Genomic DNA, 16,858 nt, shown 5'->3' with positions numbered 1-16,858 from the left:
ATCTTCTCCCATCTAGTAATTGCCAGCCTAACTACCAGACTAACAAGTAACAGAGAAATCATTATGAATCTAACTGGATATCAACTCAACGCGGAATTATATCACGGTTCGAGAACGATTGTGTACCGAGGTCAGCGAGAAGTTGATAGCTTACCAGTTGCCATTAAATTCTTGAAAAATCCTTATCCAAATTTCAGTGAATTAGTCCAATTTCGCAATCAGTATACGCTCGCTAAAAATCTGAATTCTCCCCGAATTATCAAAACCTATAGTTTAGAAACTTATCAAAATGGCTATGCCTTAGTAATGGAAGATTTCGGCGGAGTTTCTTTATCGAATTATTTCCAAACTAGGCAAAAATTACCACTCCAGTTGCTGGCCGAATTTTTGTCGCTCGCCCTAGTCCTGTGCGATGCTCTAGATCTGTTGTACCGAGAACGGGTGATTCATAAAGATATCAAACCTAGCAACATTTTGATTAATCCCCAAACCAAAGAAGTTAAATTAATCGACTTCAGTATTGCATCATTATTACCCAGAGAAACCCAAACCCTAGTCAATCCCAATGTATTAGAAGGTACATTAGCTTATATTTCCCCCGAACAAACTGGCCGAATGAATCGAGGGATTGATTACCGAACAGATTTTTATTCTTTGGGTGTGACATTCTATGAATTGCTGACGGGAGAGTTACCATTCTCTTCTAATGATGCGATGGAATTGGTACATTCTCATCTAGCAAAAACAGCACCGTTAGTAAATGAAATTAATTCAGATATCCCTTCAGTTCTTTCAAAAATTGTTAGTAAACTGATGGCGAAGAATGCTGAAGATAGGTATCAGAGTGCATTAGGATTGAAATTTGACTTAGAAAAATGTCTAACTCAGTTAAGAGAAACTGGTGAAATTGGAGACTTTGAGATTGCACAACAGGATCGGTGCGATCGCTTTATTATTCCCGATAAACTCTATGGCAGAAAAACCGAAGTACAAACCCTACTTGAAGCCTTCGATCGAGTCAGTCAAGGTGCAACAGAAATGATGCTGGTCGCGGGGTTTTCAGGAATCGGTAAAACAGCCGTTATTAACGAAGTTCATAAACCCATAGTCAGAGAACGCGGGTATTTCATCAAAGGCAAATATGACCAATTTCAACGGAATATTCCCTTCAGTGCTTTCGTGCAATCATTCCGCAATTTAATGGGTCAATTACTCTCAGAATCAGATAATCAAATCAACAGTTGGAAAATCAAAATTTTGGAAGTTATAGGCGAAAATGGACAAGTCTTAATCGACGTAATTCCTGAGTTAGAAAATATTATCGGCAAACAGCCACCAGCCACAGAATTATCAGGCAGTGCCGCCCAAAATCGCTTTAATCTCCTATTTCAAAAATTTGTGCAAGTATTTGCCAGCCAAGAACATCCATTAGTGATGTTTTTGGATGACTTGCAATGGGCAGATTCAGCTTCCTTAAATTTGCTGCAATTATTGATGCAAGATACAGAACATTTATTGATATTAGGAGCCTATCGAGATAATGAAATTTCTCCCGTGCATCTATTTATTTTAACAGTGAATGAAATTGTCAAAACTGGGGCAACGGTGAATACAATTACTTTGTCGCCGTTAAGCGAAGCAAATATAAATCAGTTGGTAGCAGATACCCTGAATTGCGAATCATCCCTTGCCGAACCTTTAACCAAATTAGTTTATCAAAAAACCAAAGGCAATCCATTTTTTGCGACCCAGTTTCTCAAAGCCTTACATGATGACCAATTAATTAGCTTTAATTGGGAGATTTGGCATTGGCAATGCGATATTGCTCAAGTTAAAGCATTGGCAATTACGGATGATGTGGTAGAGTTTATGGCTCTGCAATTGCAGAAATTACCACTAGAAACTCAGGATATGCTCAAACTAGCCGCTTGTATTGGGGCGCAGTTTGATTTAAATACCTTGGTAATTGTCAGCGAAAAATCTGCAATAATGACCGCTACTGCTTTATGGAAAGCATTGCAGGAAGGCTTAGTAATTCCCATTACAAAAATCTATAAATTCTTTACTCAAGCGGAGAGCAAAGAAGTTTTTCAAGCCGCTGCCAATCCAACTTATCGATTTCTGCACGACCGGGTTCAACAAGCTGCTTATTCCTTAATTCCCGATACTCTCAAACAGCCAACCCACTTAAAAATTGGGCAGCAATTATTAAATGCAACTCCTCTAGCAGCCAGAGACGAAAAACTATTAGAAATTGTCAATCAATTAAATCAGGGTGCAGAATCGATCTCATCCCTAGTCGATCGCAACGAACTAGCAGCCCTCAATCTAGCTGCGGCCCAAAAGGTCAAATCCTCAACCGCTTATCGGGCAGCAATGGAGTATTTAACCAAAGGCATTCAATTGTTACCTAGTGACGGTTGGCAGCAAAACTACAATCTAACTTTAGGACTGTATGAATTAGCGGCAGAGGTTTCTTGCTTGAGCGGTAATTTTCAACAAATGGAACATTTTGTTGATGTAGTTTTCCGACAGGCACAGCAATTGCTAGACAAAGTGAAAGTTTATGAAGTCAAAATTTTAGCGTATGTGGCTCAGAGTCAGCAGCTAGAAGCGATTAAAACTGCTCTTTCTGTTTTGGAATTATTGGGGGTGACATTCCCGAAGGAACCTACGGAAATAGATATTACTCAAAGTTTGCAAGCAACCCAGGCAATGCTAGCAGACAAAGAACTAGAAACACTACTAGAATTGCCAGAAATGGTAGACCCCAAAGCCCTAGCAGCGCTCCGCATTTTAGCATCTATGGCAGCGGGTGTATATGTAGCATTTCCCATCCTTCTACCGCTGGTTGTATTCAAACAAGTGCAACTATCCGTGCAGTATGGAAATGCAGCGGCATCCGCATCAGCTTATGCTTGGTACGCGCTGATTTTGTGCGGCGTAATGGGCGAAATTGAGGCGGGTAATCAAGCTGGAGAATTGGCGCTAGCACTCTTGTTGCGGTTCAAGAGTAAGGAATTTAAAGCCAGCACGATTAACATGGTTTACTCATTTGTCAAACCCTGGAAATATCACATTCAAACTTCTCTCAAACCTTTGGTTGAAGGATACCATAGCGGTTTAGAAAACGGGGCGCTAGAATATGCTGGCTATTGTATTTGGAATTACTGTTATTTGTCTTTCTTCTCTGGTAAAGAACTCTTGGGTTTGCAACAGGAGATGATGGCATACAGTCAAGCTTTAGGACAACTTAAACAAGTCGCACACAACTATGTCAGAATTTTTTATCAATCAGTTTTAAATTTATTGGGTCAGGGGGAATATCCTTGGCAAATTCAGGGGATAATATATGACGAACAAATTATCCTTTCCCAGCAAAAAGTAGATGATTTGTACGAGTTGGCAGTGCTGTATGTCAGCAAGCTGATTCTTAGTTACCTGTTTCAAGTATGGCAAGAAGCTAAAAATCTGGCAGACTCCACCAAACAATACTTGGCAGCAGCACCGGGGGCTTTTAAAATTCCTGTATTCCATTTTTATGATTCTTTAACTCAGCTGGCATTATGGTCAGATATGCCGGAGTTAGAACAAGAGCAATTACAGCAACGAGTTGCAGAGAATCAAGCTAAGTTGCATAATTGGGCAGCCAGCGCCCCCACGAATCATTTGCACAAATGGCTGTTGGTAGAAGCAGAAAAATCCCGGGTTTTGGGACAGAAGCTAGAAGCGATTGAACTATACGACAAAGCGATCGCAGGTGCTAAAGAAAATGACTATATCCAAGAACAAGCTCTCGCCAACGAATTAGCAGCAAAATTTTATCTTGATTGGGGGAAAGAGAATTTCGCCGCTCTTTATATGCAAGAAGCATACTATTGTTATACCCGTTGGGGAGCAAAAGCTAAAGTCGCCGACTTAGAAAAACGCTATCCCCAATTAATCGCCCCCATATTACAGCAAAGCCGTTCGGTTGTTTCCACCCATGAAACTATCTTCACCTTGGGGACTGTCACATCTTCTAGTTCTAGCAGTAGTGTCTCAGATACTCTAGATTTAACCGCAATTATCAAAGCATCTCAGACTATCTCTGGTGAAATCGAACTAGAAAAACTGCTTTCATCATTACTTGCGATCGCGATCGAAAATGCTGGGGCTGATAAATGTGTGTTAATGCTGTTGCAAGACAATCATCTATTAATTCAAGGCGCAATTACCCAAATAACGCAACCGATTGTTTTACAAAGTCTTCCCATTGCAGACAGTCAAGATATTCCCCACAAGCTGATTTACAAAGTCAAGCACAGTCAACAAACTGTTGTCTTGTTGGATGCAACCGCAGATCCCACCTTAGCTAATGACCCCTATATTATCCGTCAGCAACCTAAGAGTATTTTGTGTAACCCAATTTTACACCAAGGCAAATTAGTGGGGATTTTATATCTAGAAAATACTTTAACAAAGGGGGCGTTTACGAGCGATCGCGTGGAAATCCTAAATCTACTTTGCACTCAAGCCGCCATTTCATTAGAGAATGCCCGACTTTATCAAAAATCCCAACAAGCATTACAAGACTTGCAACAAGCTCAATTACAGATCGTACAAAGCGAAAAAATGTCTGCTTTGGGTAACTTAGTGGCTGGTGTCGCCCACGAAATGAATAATCCTTTAGGGTTTATTTCTGCCAGCCTCCAACAAGCTAAACCCACCTTTGCAGATCTGCTCGAACACTTAAAACTCTACCAAGAAACTTTGACTCATCCGACTGAAGAAATCCAAACTCATGCCGAAGAAATTGACTTGGAATATACCTTAGAAGACTTGCCCAAAATGCTAGATTCCATGTCTATCGCCTGCGACAGATTAAAAAATATCAGCACCAGTTTACGCACTTTCTCCCGTGCGGATAGAGATTATAAAGTGCCATTTAATCTTCACGGAGGGATTGATAGTACCCTATTAATTCTCAAGCATCGCCTCAAAGCGAACGAACAACGTCCGGCGATAGAAGTCGTGACTAACTACGGTAATTTACCTCAAATTGAATGTTTCCCCGGTCAATTAAATCAGGTGTTTATGAATATTATTGCTAATGCGATCGATGCGTTAGAGGAATCAAATAATAAACATATTCCCGGAAAAGTTAAGGTCGATCGTAACCAAATTACAATTACAACATCCGTTGAGAATGGAGAGGTAAAAATTTCGATCGCTGACAATGGTAAAGGAATGACCGCAGAAGTCAAAGAAAAAATATTTGACCATTTATTTACTACCAAAGCGGTGGGGAAAGGGACGGGATTGGGATTGGCGATCGCGCGTCAAATCATCGTCGAAAAACATGGAGGAAGAATAGATGTAAATTCTGTCCCAGGTCAAGGAACTGAATTTGCGATCTGGTTGCCTGTGAACGGATAGAGAGGCAGGTCACAGGGTATTTGCAATCATTTTACAGTGTTGTTATAAACCACTCCACCAATTGCGGCTAACAGCAACCACCCGAATGTATTGACGCGCAAATCGAATATTGTTACATCTACGGTGTTAAATAAAGTGCAGCCTAAAAAAGCAACTATAAAACTGAATAAAATTAATCTATCTTGATTATTTCCAGGCCAATCTCGCACTTGCAAAATACTTCGTGCAATCATCCAACTGACTAAAACACAAAACAGCATTGTAGCAGGAATACCGATTTCTGCTGTTAGCATCAAAAACAAACTATGGGGATGACCTAACCAAATAGGATTGTCGGGAGTGGCATATTTTTCTACATAAAGTGGCGTGAAATTCCTTAAACCCCAACCTGTCCAAGGACGCTGCTGTGTCATCCACCAAGCAAATTGCCACTGGGTTGTTCGCAAATAAGGTAAAGGTCGATCGGGAAAATTTCGATCTGTTAAACGCGCCCAAAAGAAAGCGGGGACTATTTTTCGCAGTAATTGATTTATTGGTGATGGCGCAAAAGCGGCGGCGAGAATAATACTTGCAATTCCTGTGACTGCCGCTAATAACCAACGCCAACCGAGGTAAACTGAAAAAGCGAGACAGGCCAGAGGTGCGATCGCCCAAGCATTGCGAGAATTAGTGAACACGATCGCGATCGCACTGCCAATTACGGCCACAATCAAATATAACGTCCCGTAATTGCGAAACTTCCCCCGCGCAATAGTTCCCCCGCTCTCCCCCTCTCCCACTCTTTTCCTAGCGAGTTGCCACTGTTCGATCGACAGCCCAAGTGCCAGAATGAAAACGATCGTCAAATAAGCCGCGAGGATATTGGCGTACATAAAAACAGACGCCATTCTACCTGGAGGATTGCCAGTCGGTGTGAGACTCCAACCTAAAATATTTGTTAATAAACCCGAACTAGCCCAACCTAAAAATAGTTGACCCAAGCCAAGAATTACGATCGGAACAGAAGGTATAACTATAATCCAAGCTAATCGCCGCAGTTGCGCCGGTGTTTGTATTAACTCGCTGAAGGATACAAGCAGCAAGAAAAACGGTAAAAAATTAGCCAAACCCAGGAAAGCCTCTGAACGATAAGCAGCAAAACTCGCAGAAACGACGAGTAAAACGCTAAAAATAGCGATTCCCCAGTTGAGGGGGCGTCGGATAATTGTATTAAACTTTTGCTTGCCAGTTCCGAGTATTGCGAGGGCAATTCCGACTGCTCCTACAGCTGGAAATAAAGGAAAAATCAACAAACCTAGCTGGGCAAAATTCCAGCATAGCTGCAAGGGAGGTTCGGAAAAAGATTTTAGATTTTGGATTGGGAATTTTGGCTTCATTTTCAATCAAAAATCTAAAATCTGAAAACTAAAATTTTCATGCTATTTCCCAACATTCCGAGCGAGTGAGGCGAATTTGTGCTAGGGCGAAGATGGTGGGTATAATGCGGGCGTAGTTAGTTGCGATCGCTCGCCAACCGAGATCCGCAAAAAACCAAGTCCACAGCGCTGGGCCTAAAAATGCAAACACGCTGCGGACAGCAGTATATCGCGCCGCACTCAAAGCCATACCCTTTTCAGCAGCCTGAAGCATCATGTAGCCTTGAAACTTTGTCACCGCCGCTACCCCGCCAGAGACGACTGCTTCCTTAGCCATTTGATATCTGGCAAAGTGAAGCGCAAACTGACGGGCAATCTGTTGCAGGAGGACAGGTTTTAGAATGGAATTTACTGCCAAAGCGCTGCCGCCTTTGATCAGCCAACCCAAAGGATCGCGCTGCACGGAAAGCGGTAGCGGTTGAGAAAGTTTAGTTTCCGCCAGACTTTCCTGCACTCGCCTAGTCAAAGCATTTCGATCTGCCGATGGCAATTCTTTCCATGCGCGTTTGAGCAAATGGAGAAATATCTCGGCTTCTATATCTGTTGTGGAAAGCTTGTTGGAGTAGCGAATTTTTAGATAACCACACACCTGGATCAAAACTTGGCGATAGCTTACTTCCTGTGTGCGTCCCCGCAATACCGTCAAGCCATCCGCTGCCAAAAAGCGAAACCTTTGCTCTAGCATATCCAGCCAAGCTTCGCGATCGTGGCTTTGTACTTCGATAGGATCGGGCGTGCCAACATAGTCTAGGGGATTGAATCGGCGACAAAACAGAATTGCCGTCAGTTGTTGCAATTCTTCTTCTGTTGCCAACTCCAGTACCGATCTCAGTTCATCCAAAGTCGAACCCTCCAAGACCCCAGATTCTTTGCTGTCCCTTATTCTACTTCTATTGATTCTAAGCGGGAGGTTGTCAAGTCGTGTTTGATATTGCCGTTATTGGTGCGGGGATAGCCGGTTTGACTGCGGCTCAACAGTTGCAGCAAGCGGGATACAGTGTTGTGGTGCTGGAAAAATCTCGCGGTGTGGGCGGACGGGTGGCGACACGCCGATTATACGGCACTCGCGCCGATCATGGGTTGCGCTACTTGGAACCGAATGGTGAAATGTTGCGGCGTTTGGTGGAATTATTATGCGATCGCAATATTTTGGCAGTTTGGACTGACAGAGTTTACTCCTGTGAATCCAAAATTCCCCGTTACGTTGCACCAGAAGGAATGAGTGCGATCGCGAAATTCCTCGCTACTGGTTTGGAAATCAAGCTAAATCAACGAGTGCGGGCAATTAATGTTACAGACGAGAAAACTTGGCGTCTGGATTTTGAGGCTAATGGAGATAATATCCCAGAAGCGATAAACGCCAAAGCAGCGATCGTGGCAATTCCCGCGCCGCAAGCTTCGATCTTGGTGGAACCATTAGCTGAGAGTATTTTACCTACTGGGTTTGTGGATAAGCTGCGAGCGATCGAATTCGATCCGTGTTTGGCAGTCATGGCAGGCTATCCAGCCCAAACAGAGCTAAATTTAGATTGGAATTCTGTTGTTTTTGCAGATAATTCCGACATCGCTTGGATCGGTTTGGATAGCAGCAAGCGCCCAAACGCTGAATTTCCAGTATTTGCGATCCACAGCAGTGCTGCATTTGCCAAAAATTATTTAGATGCAGAAGATTTAAATGCTGCTGCACGCCATTTGTTAGCTACGGCGACAGCAGAATTAAATCTATCTTGGCTAGATGCGCCAGCATGGTATCAAATTCACAGGTGGCGCTATGCTTTTCCCAGTCAGTTTTGGCAGTCAAGTTATTTGGATGCGGAGATATCTTTACCTTTAATATGTTGCGGTGATTGGTGTGGCGGAAACTTAGTAGAAAGTGCTTTAAATTCGGGTATGGCGGCGGCAAATCAAATTAATCGTTATATTAGAGATGTGCCTTTACCGGGTATTCGCTTTTTAGACATTTTTTAGTAAAGGCAAAGCATTCGTGCCGATAGTTGATGATGATAAGTTATCAATTCAAACGGCAATGCTTTACCCAAGCAAGCAGAGGCAGAGATGAATATTACTATTGTTGGCGATCGAGTCAAACTTGAGTTGGAATGGTACGAGCAACTTTGGGCTTTTACTTTAGATAAAATCTGGTCAATTCCCCTCAGCCATATCACCAGCGCGACAACGGCAGAACCGCGAAGTAGTTGGTCGGAAATTCGCGCACCGGGAACCTCTTTGCCAGGAGTGATTAAGGCGGGGACTTATTACAGCAGTAGGGGTAAGGAATTCTGGTATGTTACCAAAGACCGAGATTATTTGACTTTGGAATTACAGGATGAATCCTATAAAAGGATTATCTTGACGATTGATGATAGCGAAGTATGGGTAGAGCGAATTAATCAGAGTAAAAGTAGTTAGTTGCTGCGTTCTAATCGTTTGGCTAACAACAAAATTATACAGTTATTTCGTGTCCGGTTGCATCAGTAGTGTCAGACTGATGCTCTCATATTATCTGTGGAGAGCAGGGGTTAAATTTTTACCGCAGATAAACGCAGATAAGAAAGGGATTTTTTATGCAACCGATGTTATCAAATACGATATCACTACCTAAATTGTCAGGACTTACGCATTGATACTAAATATGGTGGGATGGTGCGTTACGTTAGCACTAACGCATCCTACCGATAGAGGCTTTGCGTAAGTCCTGCGGTGATATTTTAGCCAAAAATTTCCAGAAATTCCTCAATTTACAGCGGCTTGCAGCCGCTGTAAATTCAAGCATTTATCGTAACATTTCCTCTAGTTTTTGCTGATTCCAAAGTGACTGGTACAAACCTTTTTGCTGCACTAATTCAGCGTGAGTGCCAGATTGCACAATTTCACCTTTATCCATGACAAAGATGCGATCGCAACTTGCCGCCGCTGACATTTGGTGAGAAATAAAAACCACTGTTTTTCGTTCTGTTCCTGTTGACAAATTTTCCAAAATAGCAGTAGCAGTTTGATTGTCAACGCTGGAAAGAGCATCATCTAATATTAATACTGGAGCATCCACCAGCAACCCACGAGAAAGTGCCGATCGCTGTCTTTGTCCGCCAGAAAGAGTGATGCCGCGTTCTCCCACAATGGTTTCGTATTGTTGCGGAAAGTTGAGAATTTCTTGATGAATTTGGGCTTGTTTAGCTGAATGTTCTACAATTGGCTGTTCGGCTACCGGGTCGCCGTAACGGATATTATTTTTGATGGTAGTACTGAAGAGAAAACTTTCTTGGGGAACGTAAGCGATCGCACTCCGCAAATCTGCTAATTTTAACTCAGTGATATCGTAGCCATCCAAAAACAAACTACCCTCAGCAATATTTAACAAGCGAGGTAAAGCATTAGCCAAAGTTGATTTACCGGAACCGATCGGCCCCACAATTGCTACAGTTTCTCCAGGCTCGATCCTAAAGCTAATATTATCTAAAGCACGAGTTTTCGCACCGGGATAAGTGTAACTCAAACCGCGAGCCTCAAGCTTACCTTTTACCTGTGCTTGAGGCAGAGAAATCGCATTTGTTTCGTCCTTGATTTTTGCTTCGGCAGCGAGAATAGATTCCACGCGATCGATACTAACTTCTCCCCGTTGATAAGTAGTAATAGTAAACCCCAATAGCGCGGTTGGGAAAACCAAACGTTCCACATAAATAATTAAAGCCAAAAAGCCACCAATTGTAATCGAACCTTGTGCTATTTCTCCCACACCCAGCCACAGCAAGACCAGCAAGCTGATATAAGCCATACCTTCCACCAGCGGAAACAAAGTAGTCCGCGTCTTAGCTAACTGGAGATTTGCTTGCAAAAGTCGTTCGTTTAACTGAGCGAAAGCGCGACGTTCGTTTTGCTCTTGCGCGTAGATTTTAATTAAGGAAATCCCGCTCATATCTTCTTGAATCAAATCGCTGAGATCGGAAAGTTCTTCCTGTACCGCTAACTGTTGAGTGCGTAGTTTATCGCTAAACAGTTGCACAATTAATAACATGAATGGGTAGACGGCGAGTGCGGCTATACTCAGTTTCCAGTCGATCCACAGCATGATCGGTAAAGTCAGTCCGTAAGCAAACAAAGTATTCGCCAGACTTAAGACCGCAAATCCCAATAAACGCCGAATATTATCGACATCGCTGGTAGCGCGATTGATTAAATCTCCCGCTGTGTTTTTGGCAAAGTAAGCGGGTTCTAGTTTTAACAGATGTTGAAAAATCTTTTGTTTGAGGTCAAATTCTACCTGCCGACCGACGCCAAATATTAATATGCGCGAGCCGACGCGAATCCCCCACATCACAGTTGCCAAGACTAGAAGCAAAACGACTGCTTGCAAAATGCGATCGAATCCTAAGTCCGATTTTAATATCTCTTGCAAGTTGTTAACTGTATCGCGAATCTCGATCGGGATGTAAACCCCCAATGCGTTGACAATGAATAAAGCTAAAATGCCTTGTGCCACTTGTTGCCAGTGGGGACGTAGATACGCAGTCAGTTTTCGCAGCCGTGAATTAGCCATTTGGATTTTAGATTTTAGATTTTAGATTTTAGATTTTGGATTTTGGATAGCTCGTCAAGTTCGATAGTTTTTAGTTAGGCGAACAGACTATCCCCAATCTAAAATCTAATATTTAAAATGCAAAATTGCATCTGCTAACACCCAAAATCCTTCAGTTGGGGGATAGCATCTACAGTCGGAGCCAGCCACCCGCGCAAGAAGTAATAAACGGATGTCCAAAATTCGTTAATAACGCGGGTACTGATGAGGAGACCTTCCGCGCTGGGTACAAAGTCTGAAATTCGCACTTTGCGTGCGTTGCTGATGGTAATGCTCAAAGTGTCGCAACTTCCTTTTTGGGTGCTGCTCACTCTCAGACGCGGAGTAGAATCGGGTTGCAGGGAGTAGAAACCTGCGGGACTGGGGATGGTACTAATTCCCAACTGAGCAAATGTCTGTCTGGCGCGTTGCATATTTAATGCTGAGGTAACGAGGATAACGCGCTTACTAATTTTACCGCGATCGACAAATTGCGTTTTCACAGCTTCGGCACTGCTGCGGACATCTAAGCCAGTACGTTCGCGCCAGATATCTTGTGGCGGGATACCCAAACTTTCTAACGTTGCGGCAATCTTGTCGGCTTCCGGACGATTCGACTGATTGGGGGTATTGTCGAAACCCGGTCTGGGGCCAGCGCTGACAATTATTTTAGCAAAATTGTTCAAGTCTAGCTGCCTTTGATATTCTTGCACGGTTTGGAGGATGCGATCGCTTTGATCGTTGAGTTGAATTTGATTGGGAGCCAACAAACTCAGCTGAGTTGCCGAATGGCCCAACAAGACGATCGCCCCAACTTTTTCCCGACGCCGCAAAGCTGCTTGAAAGCCAATAATCGCATCGTTTTGAACTCTATTTGCCAGCAAGTTAGCCATCAACGGTAAACTGAAAATCGTCAAAATCAGAAAAGCCATCCAAATTTGGTTCATTCCCTTGGGGCTGATCGTTTTTTCTTTCTTTTTAATCTCTCCCGTTAATGTTAAAAACAATAACAAAATTGACAAGCCCAGCGGTTTGAGCGGAAAAGTAAGAATACTGCCAAATGTTGCGATCGCTGGATCGTTCGGCGTTATAAACGACAAAATCAAGAAGAACAGCATGAGAACCAAACCAACCCAAGCCAGATAATCTCTAGGTTTGGCATCTTTACCAGTTCCTTTTAGCAGCGCCTGCCAAGTAATAGCGCCGATCAACACCATAAGCATAATCTGCGTTAGCGTTGAAAACATGGCGGCACTTCCTCACAAGGGGTAATTTCAGATGGCAAATTGCAGATTGCAGATTGAAAATTTCAAGAGAAAATCTAAAATCTCAACTCTGCAATTAGCTACTATCGATTTTTCAGCTTGCGCCGAATGGCATCAGCAACAGTCTGAATTACCTTAACACGGGTGTAGTACTTGTCATTAGCGGCAATCAATGTCCAAGGAGCTGTGGGCGTGCTGGTACGCTGAATTGCCTGATTCACCGCTACTTCGTACAAAGGCCACTTTTCCCGATTGCGCCAATCTTCGCTAGTGAGTTTATATTGCTTAAAGGAGTCGTTCTCCCGTTCCTGAAACCGCTCTAGCTGTTTTTCCTGGCTAATGTGCAGCCAAAACTTGACCAGAACGTATCCATCGCTGCTGAGTTGGGCTTCAAATTCGTTGATTTCCTGGTAGGCGCGACGCCATTCGGTTTCTGTAGCAAAACCTTCGACTCGTTCTACTAATACTCGACCGTACCAGCTGCGATCGAAAATGCCAATCGTTCCAGCGGTAGGTAATCTTCGCCAAAATCGCCACAGGTACTGACGGGCTTTTTCTTCATCTGTGGGTGCGGCGAAGGCGTTAACCTTGTAACTGCGGGGGTCGAGAACGTCGGTGAGTCGTTTGATTGCCCCACCTTTCCCGGCAGCATCCCAACCTTCAAATAAAATTAAAATGGGGATTTGGTGTTCGTGAATGCTTTGCTGTAGTTTGCGTAGGCGCACCTGTTCTCGCAGTAATTCTTTTTTGTACTCCGTCCGGGATAAGCTCTGGTTTAGGTCTACTTGAGCCAGAAAATTCGGTTCGGATAGGTTGAGTTGCTCTTGGGGTGGGAGAATTGGTGTCGGTGTTCGATAGTGGAGTCGATCGAGTGCTTCTGTAATGGTGGCGCTTAGTTGGGTAAGGACTTTGACTTTTGCCCACCGCTGACAGTCACCTTCGACTAATGTCCAGGGAGCAGGCCCAGTGCTGGTGTGAACGAGCATTTCTTCCGCTAGGGCGACGTACTTGTCGTAATTTTTCTCTTGTTGCCAGTCTTCCGGGCGCACCCGCCACGATTGTAAGGAATCGGAAGCGTATTTTTTCAGTCGCTGCTTCAATTCCTTTTGGCTCAAATGAATCCAAAATTTGGCGATCGCTACGCCATCATCCACCAATTGTCGCTCAAACGCATTGATGTGCTGCATCACCATCGGCACTTCGCCTTCATTTACCCGTTCAAACAAGCGGTCTTCCAAAACGTGGATGTACCAGCTGTGATAGAAAAATCCGATGCTGCCACGGGCGGGTAGCTTCTGCCAAAATCGCCACAAAAATGGATATTTTTGCTCTTCTGGGCTGGGAGGCCAAATTGGGTGGACTGCAAACCCACGCGGGTCCATGTATCCCACCATTTTTTTGACTAAAGCACCTTTGCCCGCCGCCGCCCAACCTTCTAGGACGACAATGACGGGCAATTTTTTCTCCCAGCAAGCTTGTTGGAGCGATCGCAAATTCTCCATCAAGGTTTCGATTTGCGATCGGTAAGTAGTTTTATCGAGGGAAAGGTCTAGATCGAGAGTATCGAGCATAAGGTATAAGGATAAAAGTGACCCAGAAAGGAACAGAGGTGCAGAGGGGCAGGAGCGCGATCGCGAACGATCGATCGTCCATTAGCCATGACCGTTCGCGTCAGTTCTAATTATAGAAATCACAAAATCGCGAAAAAGTAATGAGTACAAACATGGAAATTTTACCTTCCGGGATCTTACGGCACAAATATATAGATTTTCTTAAGATTACTTGACAAATCAACTTTTTTCTTAAACCTTTCTGAAGGCAAGCCAGAGTAATATCCAAGTGGGTTGGTTGAGTTAAGTATGAAAAGAATCAACCCAAAACTATTTCTACGAACTATTCCCCCTATCTGAGGGTAGATTTTTTAAGGGTAAAACGGTAGCAACGGGAGCTGTCAGAATATGGAACGTAGCTTCATACTCAGGCTTTATGAGATGGGAGAGAGAGATTTTGCTGGAGTTGACCTGCGAGGAGTTGACCTGAGTGGCGCTACCTTAATCGGAGTAAACCTATCGGGAGCAAACCTGACAGGAGCCAACCTCAGCAGAGCGTTCCTGACAAAATCAAACTTGAGTGGAGCTTTTTTAAACTGGGCAAATCTGACTTTTGTCAAAATTAGTGAAGGGCATCTGGAAGATGCAGACCTAACTAAAGCTGACATCAGTGGTGCCTTTATGGTGAAGTGTAACTCGATCGGGGCAAAACTTAGCGGCGCAAATCTTACCGGTGTTAATCTCAGAGGTGCTAACCTGGAGAGAGCTAATCTTTGCGGTGCAAATTTAGAAAATATCAATCTGCGGGGCGCTAACCTCAAGGGAGCCAACCTGAGTTGGGCCAATATGTGCGGTGCCAGACTGAGTGGCGCAATCCTCTACGGAGCCTTCTTAAGTAATGTCAATTTGACGGGAGCGTTCTTGAATGGTGTTGACCTGACAGGAATAGACCTAAATGGGGTGAACCTCAGCGAGGCAAAATTGAATGGGGCGAAACTCCAAGCAGCCAACCTGACAGCAACTAATTTAAGCGAAGCGCAACTGCGTGGCGTAACCTTAACGGAAGCAGACTTGACAGGGGCAAACTTAGCGCAGGCTTCTCTTTGTAAAGCTAAACTGAATTGGACAAATTTGATTGACATACTCCCGCCACTAATTCGGAGTACCGAATATAGTGGGGGATTCCCAAGAATTGGTTCGCAGTTCATCGAGCCGACTTAGAACAAGAGCGTCTCCGTTCTTGAGCCAGAGGTCAGTTTCTCCCCGCGCTTTCGAGCTTTTAACTCCAGATACCGTATGCCCTACGGTACTGTTTAGATATTCAGCTAACAGCTTAAATCCCTTTGCTAAGATGTTTTTTGCGGCGTTATAGTCGCGGTCTAACACCGTGCCGCACTTAATACATCTATGAGTTCTGGTGCTAAGGGTTTTCTTCACTTCGGCTCCACAACACGAACAATCAACAGTTGTATTGTGAGGCGGTACAGCAATAACTACAACACTGTGAACTTTGGCAAAATATTGAAGCCATTGCGTGAATTGATACCAACTTGCATCGCTGATAGATTTAGCCAAGTGGTGATTTTTCACCATGTTTCTGATTTTCAAGTCTTCGTAGACAATTAGGTCGTTAGATCTAACTAGCGCCAAAGCATCTTTACGAGCTTTGTCTTCACGCTGTCTAGTTATCTTGAGGTGCTGTTTAGCTAAAGCCTGACGCGCTTTATGGTATCTGTTAGACTGCTTCTTCCCCTTGGTGTGCTTTTTAGAAACCCGACGTTGCAGCATCTTGAGCCGACGTTCGGACTTCCTCAAGTACCGAGGGTTTTCTACAGTATTTCCATCGGAATCGGTGTAGAACTCTTTTAGTCCTAAATCAATTCCAATCATTTTTCCTTGAAACTCATGCTTCTGGAGCCTATCCCAATCAATTAAAAATTGAGCATAATAGCCATCGGCACGTCTTATAACTCGAACTCTAGAAATCTGTTTCTCTGAATACCAGACTAAATTTCTAGAACTCCATAAGTCCATCGTTCCGACTTCAAAACCATCGGTGAAGGTGATCTGCCTTCTGTCAGGAGATAGTTGCCACCCGCTAGTTTTGTATTCGACGGAACGGCATCCTTTCTTGTATTTTGGGTAGCCCTTTTTTCCTGCTTTTCCCAATCTACAGTTTTCATAAAAACGTTGAATGGCAGACCACGCACGATCTGCGTGTGCCTGCCTAGCTTGAGAGTTGAGCTTTTTTGTCCAAGGAGTTTCTTTATTTTTGGCTAGTACTGAACAAAGCTTTTGAAGGTCGTTTCTTGTGACCCCTTTATTATCTTCCCAATAACGCAAACAAGTATTTCGGATGAACTGTCCCGTGCGGATTGCTTCATCCAATTTACTGTACTGCGATTTGGTTCCTTTTAGCTTGGCTTCGATTACTAACATGGTAGAATCATATCATGTTTTACCCAATATAACCACGGGTAGAATTATAATGATTCGCTAACGCTCAATTGTTAGCTGTTGACATACTCCCCAGCCTGAAGGCGTGGGGATTCTTTACGCTTCATTGACGGATGCTACCGAGGTAGTCTTAATCTGTCTCGACGTACATTTAGAGTCGTGCCGATGCCCCGTGCCGACTTTTTCTATATTTGCCGATGC

Annotated in this window: 10 protein-coding genes; 4 read left to right on the top strand and 6 right to left on the bottom strand. The window is 43.7% G+C overall.

What is annotated here, in order from left to right; translation table 11 throughout:
* The first annotated feature begins 63 nt into the window (after window positions 1-63).
* Entirely contained in the window at window positions 64-5,418 is a 5,355-nt protein-coding gene (locus ACE1CD_RS05105) for an AAA family ATPase (protein WP_374822068.1), read from the top strand.
* Between the two features lie 26 nt (window positions 5,419-5,444).
* On the opposite strand, the gene ACE1CD_RS05100 is transcribed toward ACE1CD_RS05105, so the two are convergent.
* Window positions 5,445-6,794, bottom strand: coding sequence for an O-antigen ligase family protein (locus tag ACE1CD_RS05100; protein WP_374822066.1), 1,350 nt, complete (start codon window positions 6,792-6,794; stop codon window positions 5,445-5,447).
* Between the two features lie 37 nt (window positions 6,795-6,831).
* Window positions 6,832-7,674 carry a YaaW family protein gene (locus tag ACE1CD_RS05095; RefSeq protein ID WP_374797931.1) on the bottom strand — a complete coding sequence of 281 codons (843 nt, stop codon included), beginning with the start codon at window positions 7,672-7,674 and terminating at the stop codon, window positions 6,832-6,834.
* An 80-nt stretch (window positions 7,675-7,754) separates the two neighbouring features.
* Between ACE1CD_RS05095 and ACE1CD_RS05090 the strand changes: the two genes are divergently transcribed.
* Window positions 7,755-8,801, top strand: coding sequence for an NAD(P)/FAD-dependent oxidoreductase (locus tag ACE1CD_RS05090; RefSeq protein ID WP_374797929.1), 1,047 nt, complete (start codon window positions 7,755-7,757; stop codon window positions 8,799-8,801).
* An 87-nt stretch (window positions 8,802-8,888) separates the two neighbouring features.
* The gene (locus ACE1CD_RS05085) at window positions 8,889-9,242 is read left to right on the top strand and encodes a hypothetical protein (protein ID WP_374797927.1); all 354 of its coding nucleotides are present in this window, start codon (window positions 8,889-8,891) and stop codon (window positions 9,240-9,242) included.
* Window positions 9,243-9,606: 364 nt separating this feature from the next.
* On the opposite strand, the gene ACE1CD_RS05080 is transcribed toward ACE1CD_RS05085, so the two are convergent.
* The 3 genes from ACE1CD_RS05080 to pap all read right to left on the bottom strand — a co-directional run bounded on the left by ACE1CD_RS05080 (window position 9,607) and on the right by pap (window position 14,221).
* Window positions 9,607-11,367, bottom strand: coding sequence for an ABC transporter ATP-binding protein (locus ACE1CD_RS05080; protein WP_374822063.1), 1,761 nt, complete (start codon window positions 11,365-11,367; stop codon window positions 9,607-9,609).
* Between the two features lie 134 nt (window positions 11,368-11,501).
* Window positions 11,502-12,632, bottom strand: a complete 1,131-nt coding sequence (locus tag ACE1CD_RS05075) for a YdcF family protein (protein ID WP_374797923.1) — start codon at window positions 12,630-12,632, stop codon at window positions 11,502-11,504.
* A 101-nt stretch (window positions 12,633-12,733) separates the two neighbouring features.
* Window positions 12,734-14,221, bottom strand: coding sequence for a polyphosphate:AMP phosphotransferase (gene pap, locus ACE1CD_RS05070; protein ID WP_374797921.1), 1,488 nt, complete (start codon window positions 14,219-14,221; stop codon window positions 12,734-12,736).
* 387 nt (window positions 14,222-14,608) lie between these two features.
* Between pap and ACE1CD_RS05065 the strand changes: the two genes are divergently transcribed.
* Window positions 14,609-15,421, top strand: a complete 813-nt coding sequence (locus ACE1CD_RS05065; RefSeq protein ID WP_374797919.1) for a pentapeptide repeat-containing protein — start codon at window positions 14,609-14,611, stop codon at window positions 15,419-15,421.
* Here ACE1CD_RS05065 and ACE1CD_RS05060 read toward each other — a convergent pair.
* Window positions 15,353-16,639 (bottom strand): RNA-guided endonuclease InsQ/TnpB family protein, encoded by a 1,287-nt coding sequence (locus ACE1CD_RS05060; protein ID WP_374797917.1) that lies wholly within the window; start codon window positions 16,637-16,639, stop codon window positions 15,353-15,355. The genes ACE1CD_RS05065 and ACE1CD_RS05060 overlap by 69 nt on opposite strands.
* Window positions 16,640-16,858 lie beyond the last annotated feature (219 nt).

Origin of the sequence: Aerosakkonema sp. BLCC-F183, assembly GCF_041929145.1 — a bacterium.
Classification (GTDB): domain Bacteria; phylum Cyanobacteriota; class Cyanobacteriia; order Cyanobacteriales; family Aerosakkonemataceae; genus Aerosakkonema.
Note: the sequence above shows the minus strand (reverse complement) of the source record. Positions and strands in the feature narration are given on the sequence as shown.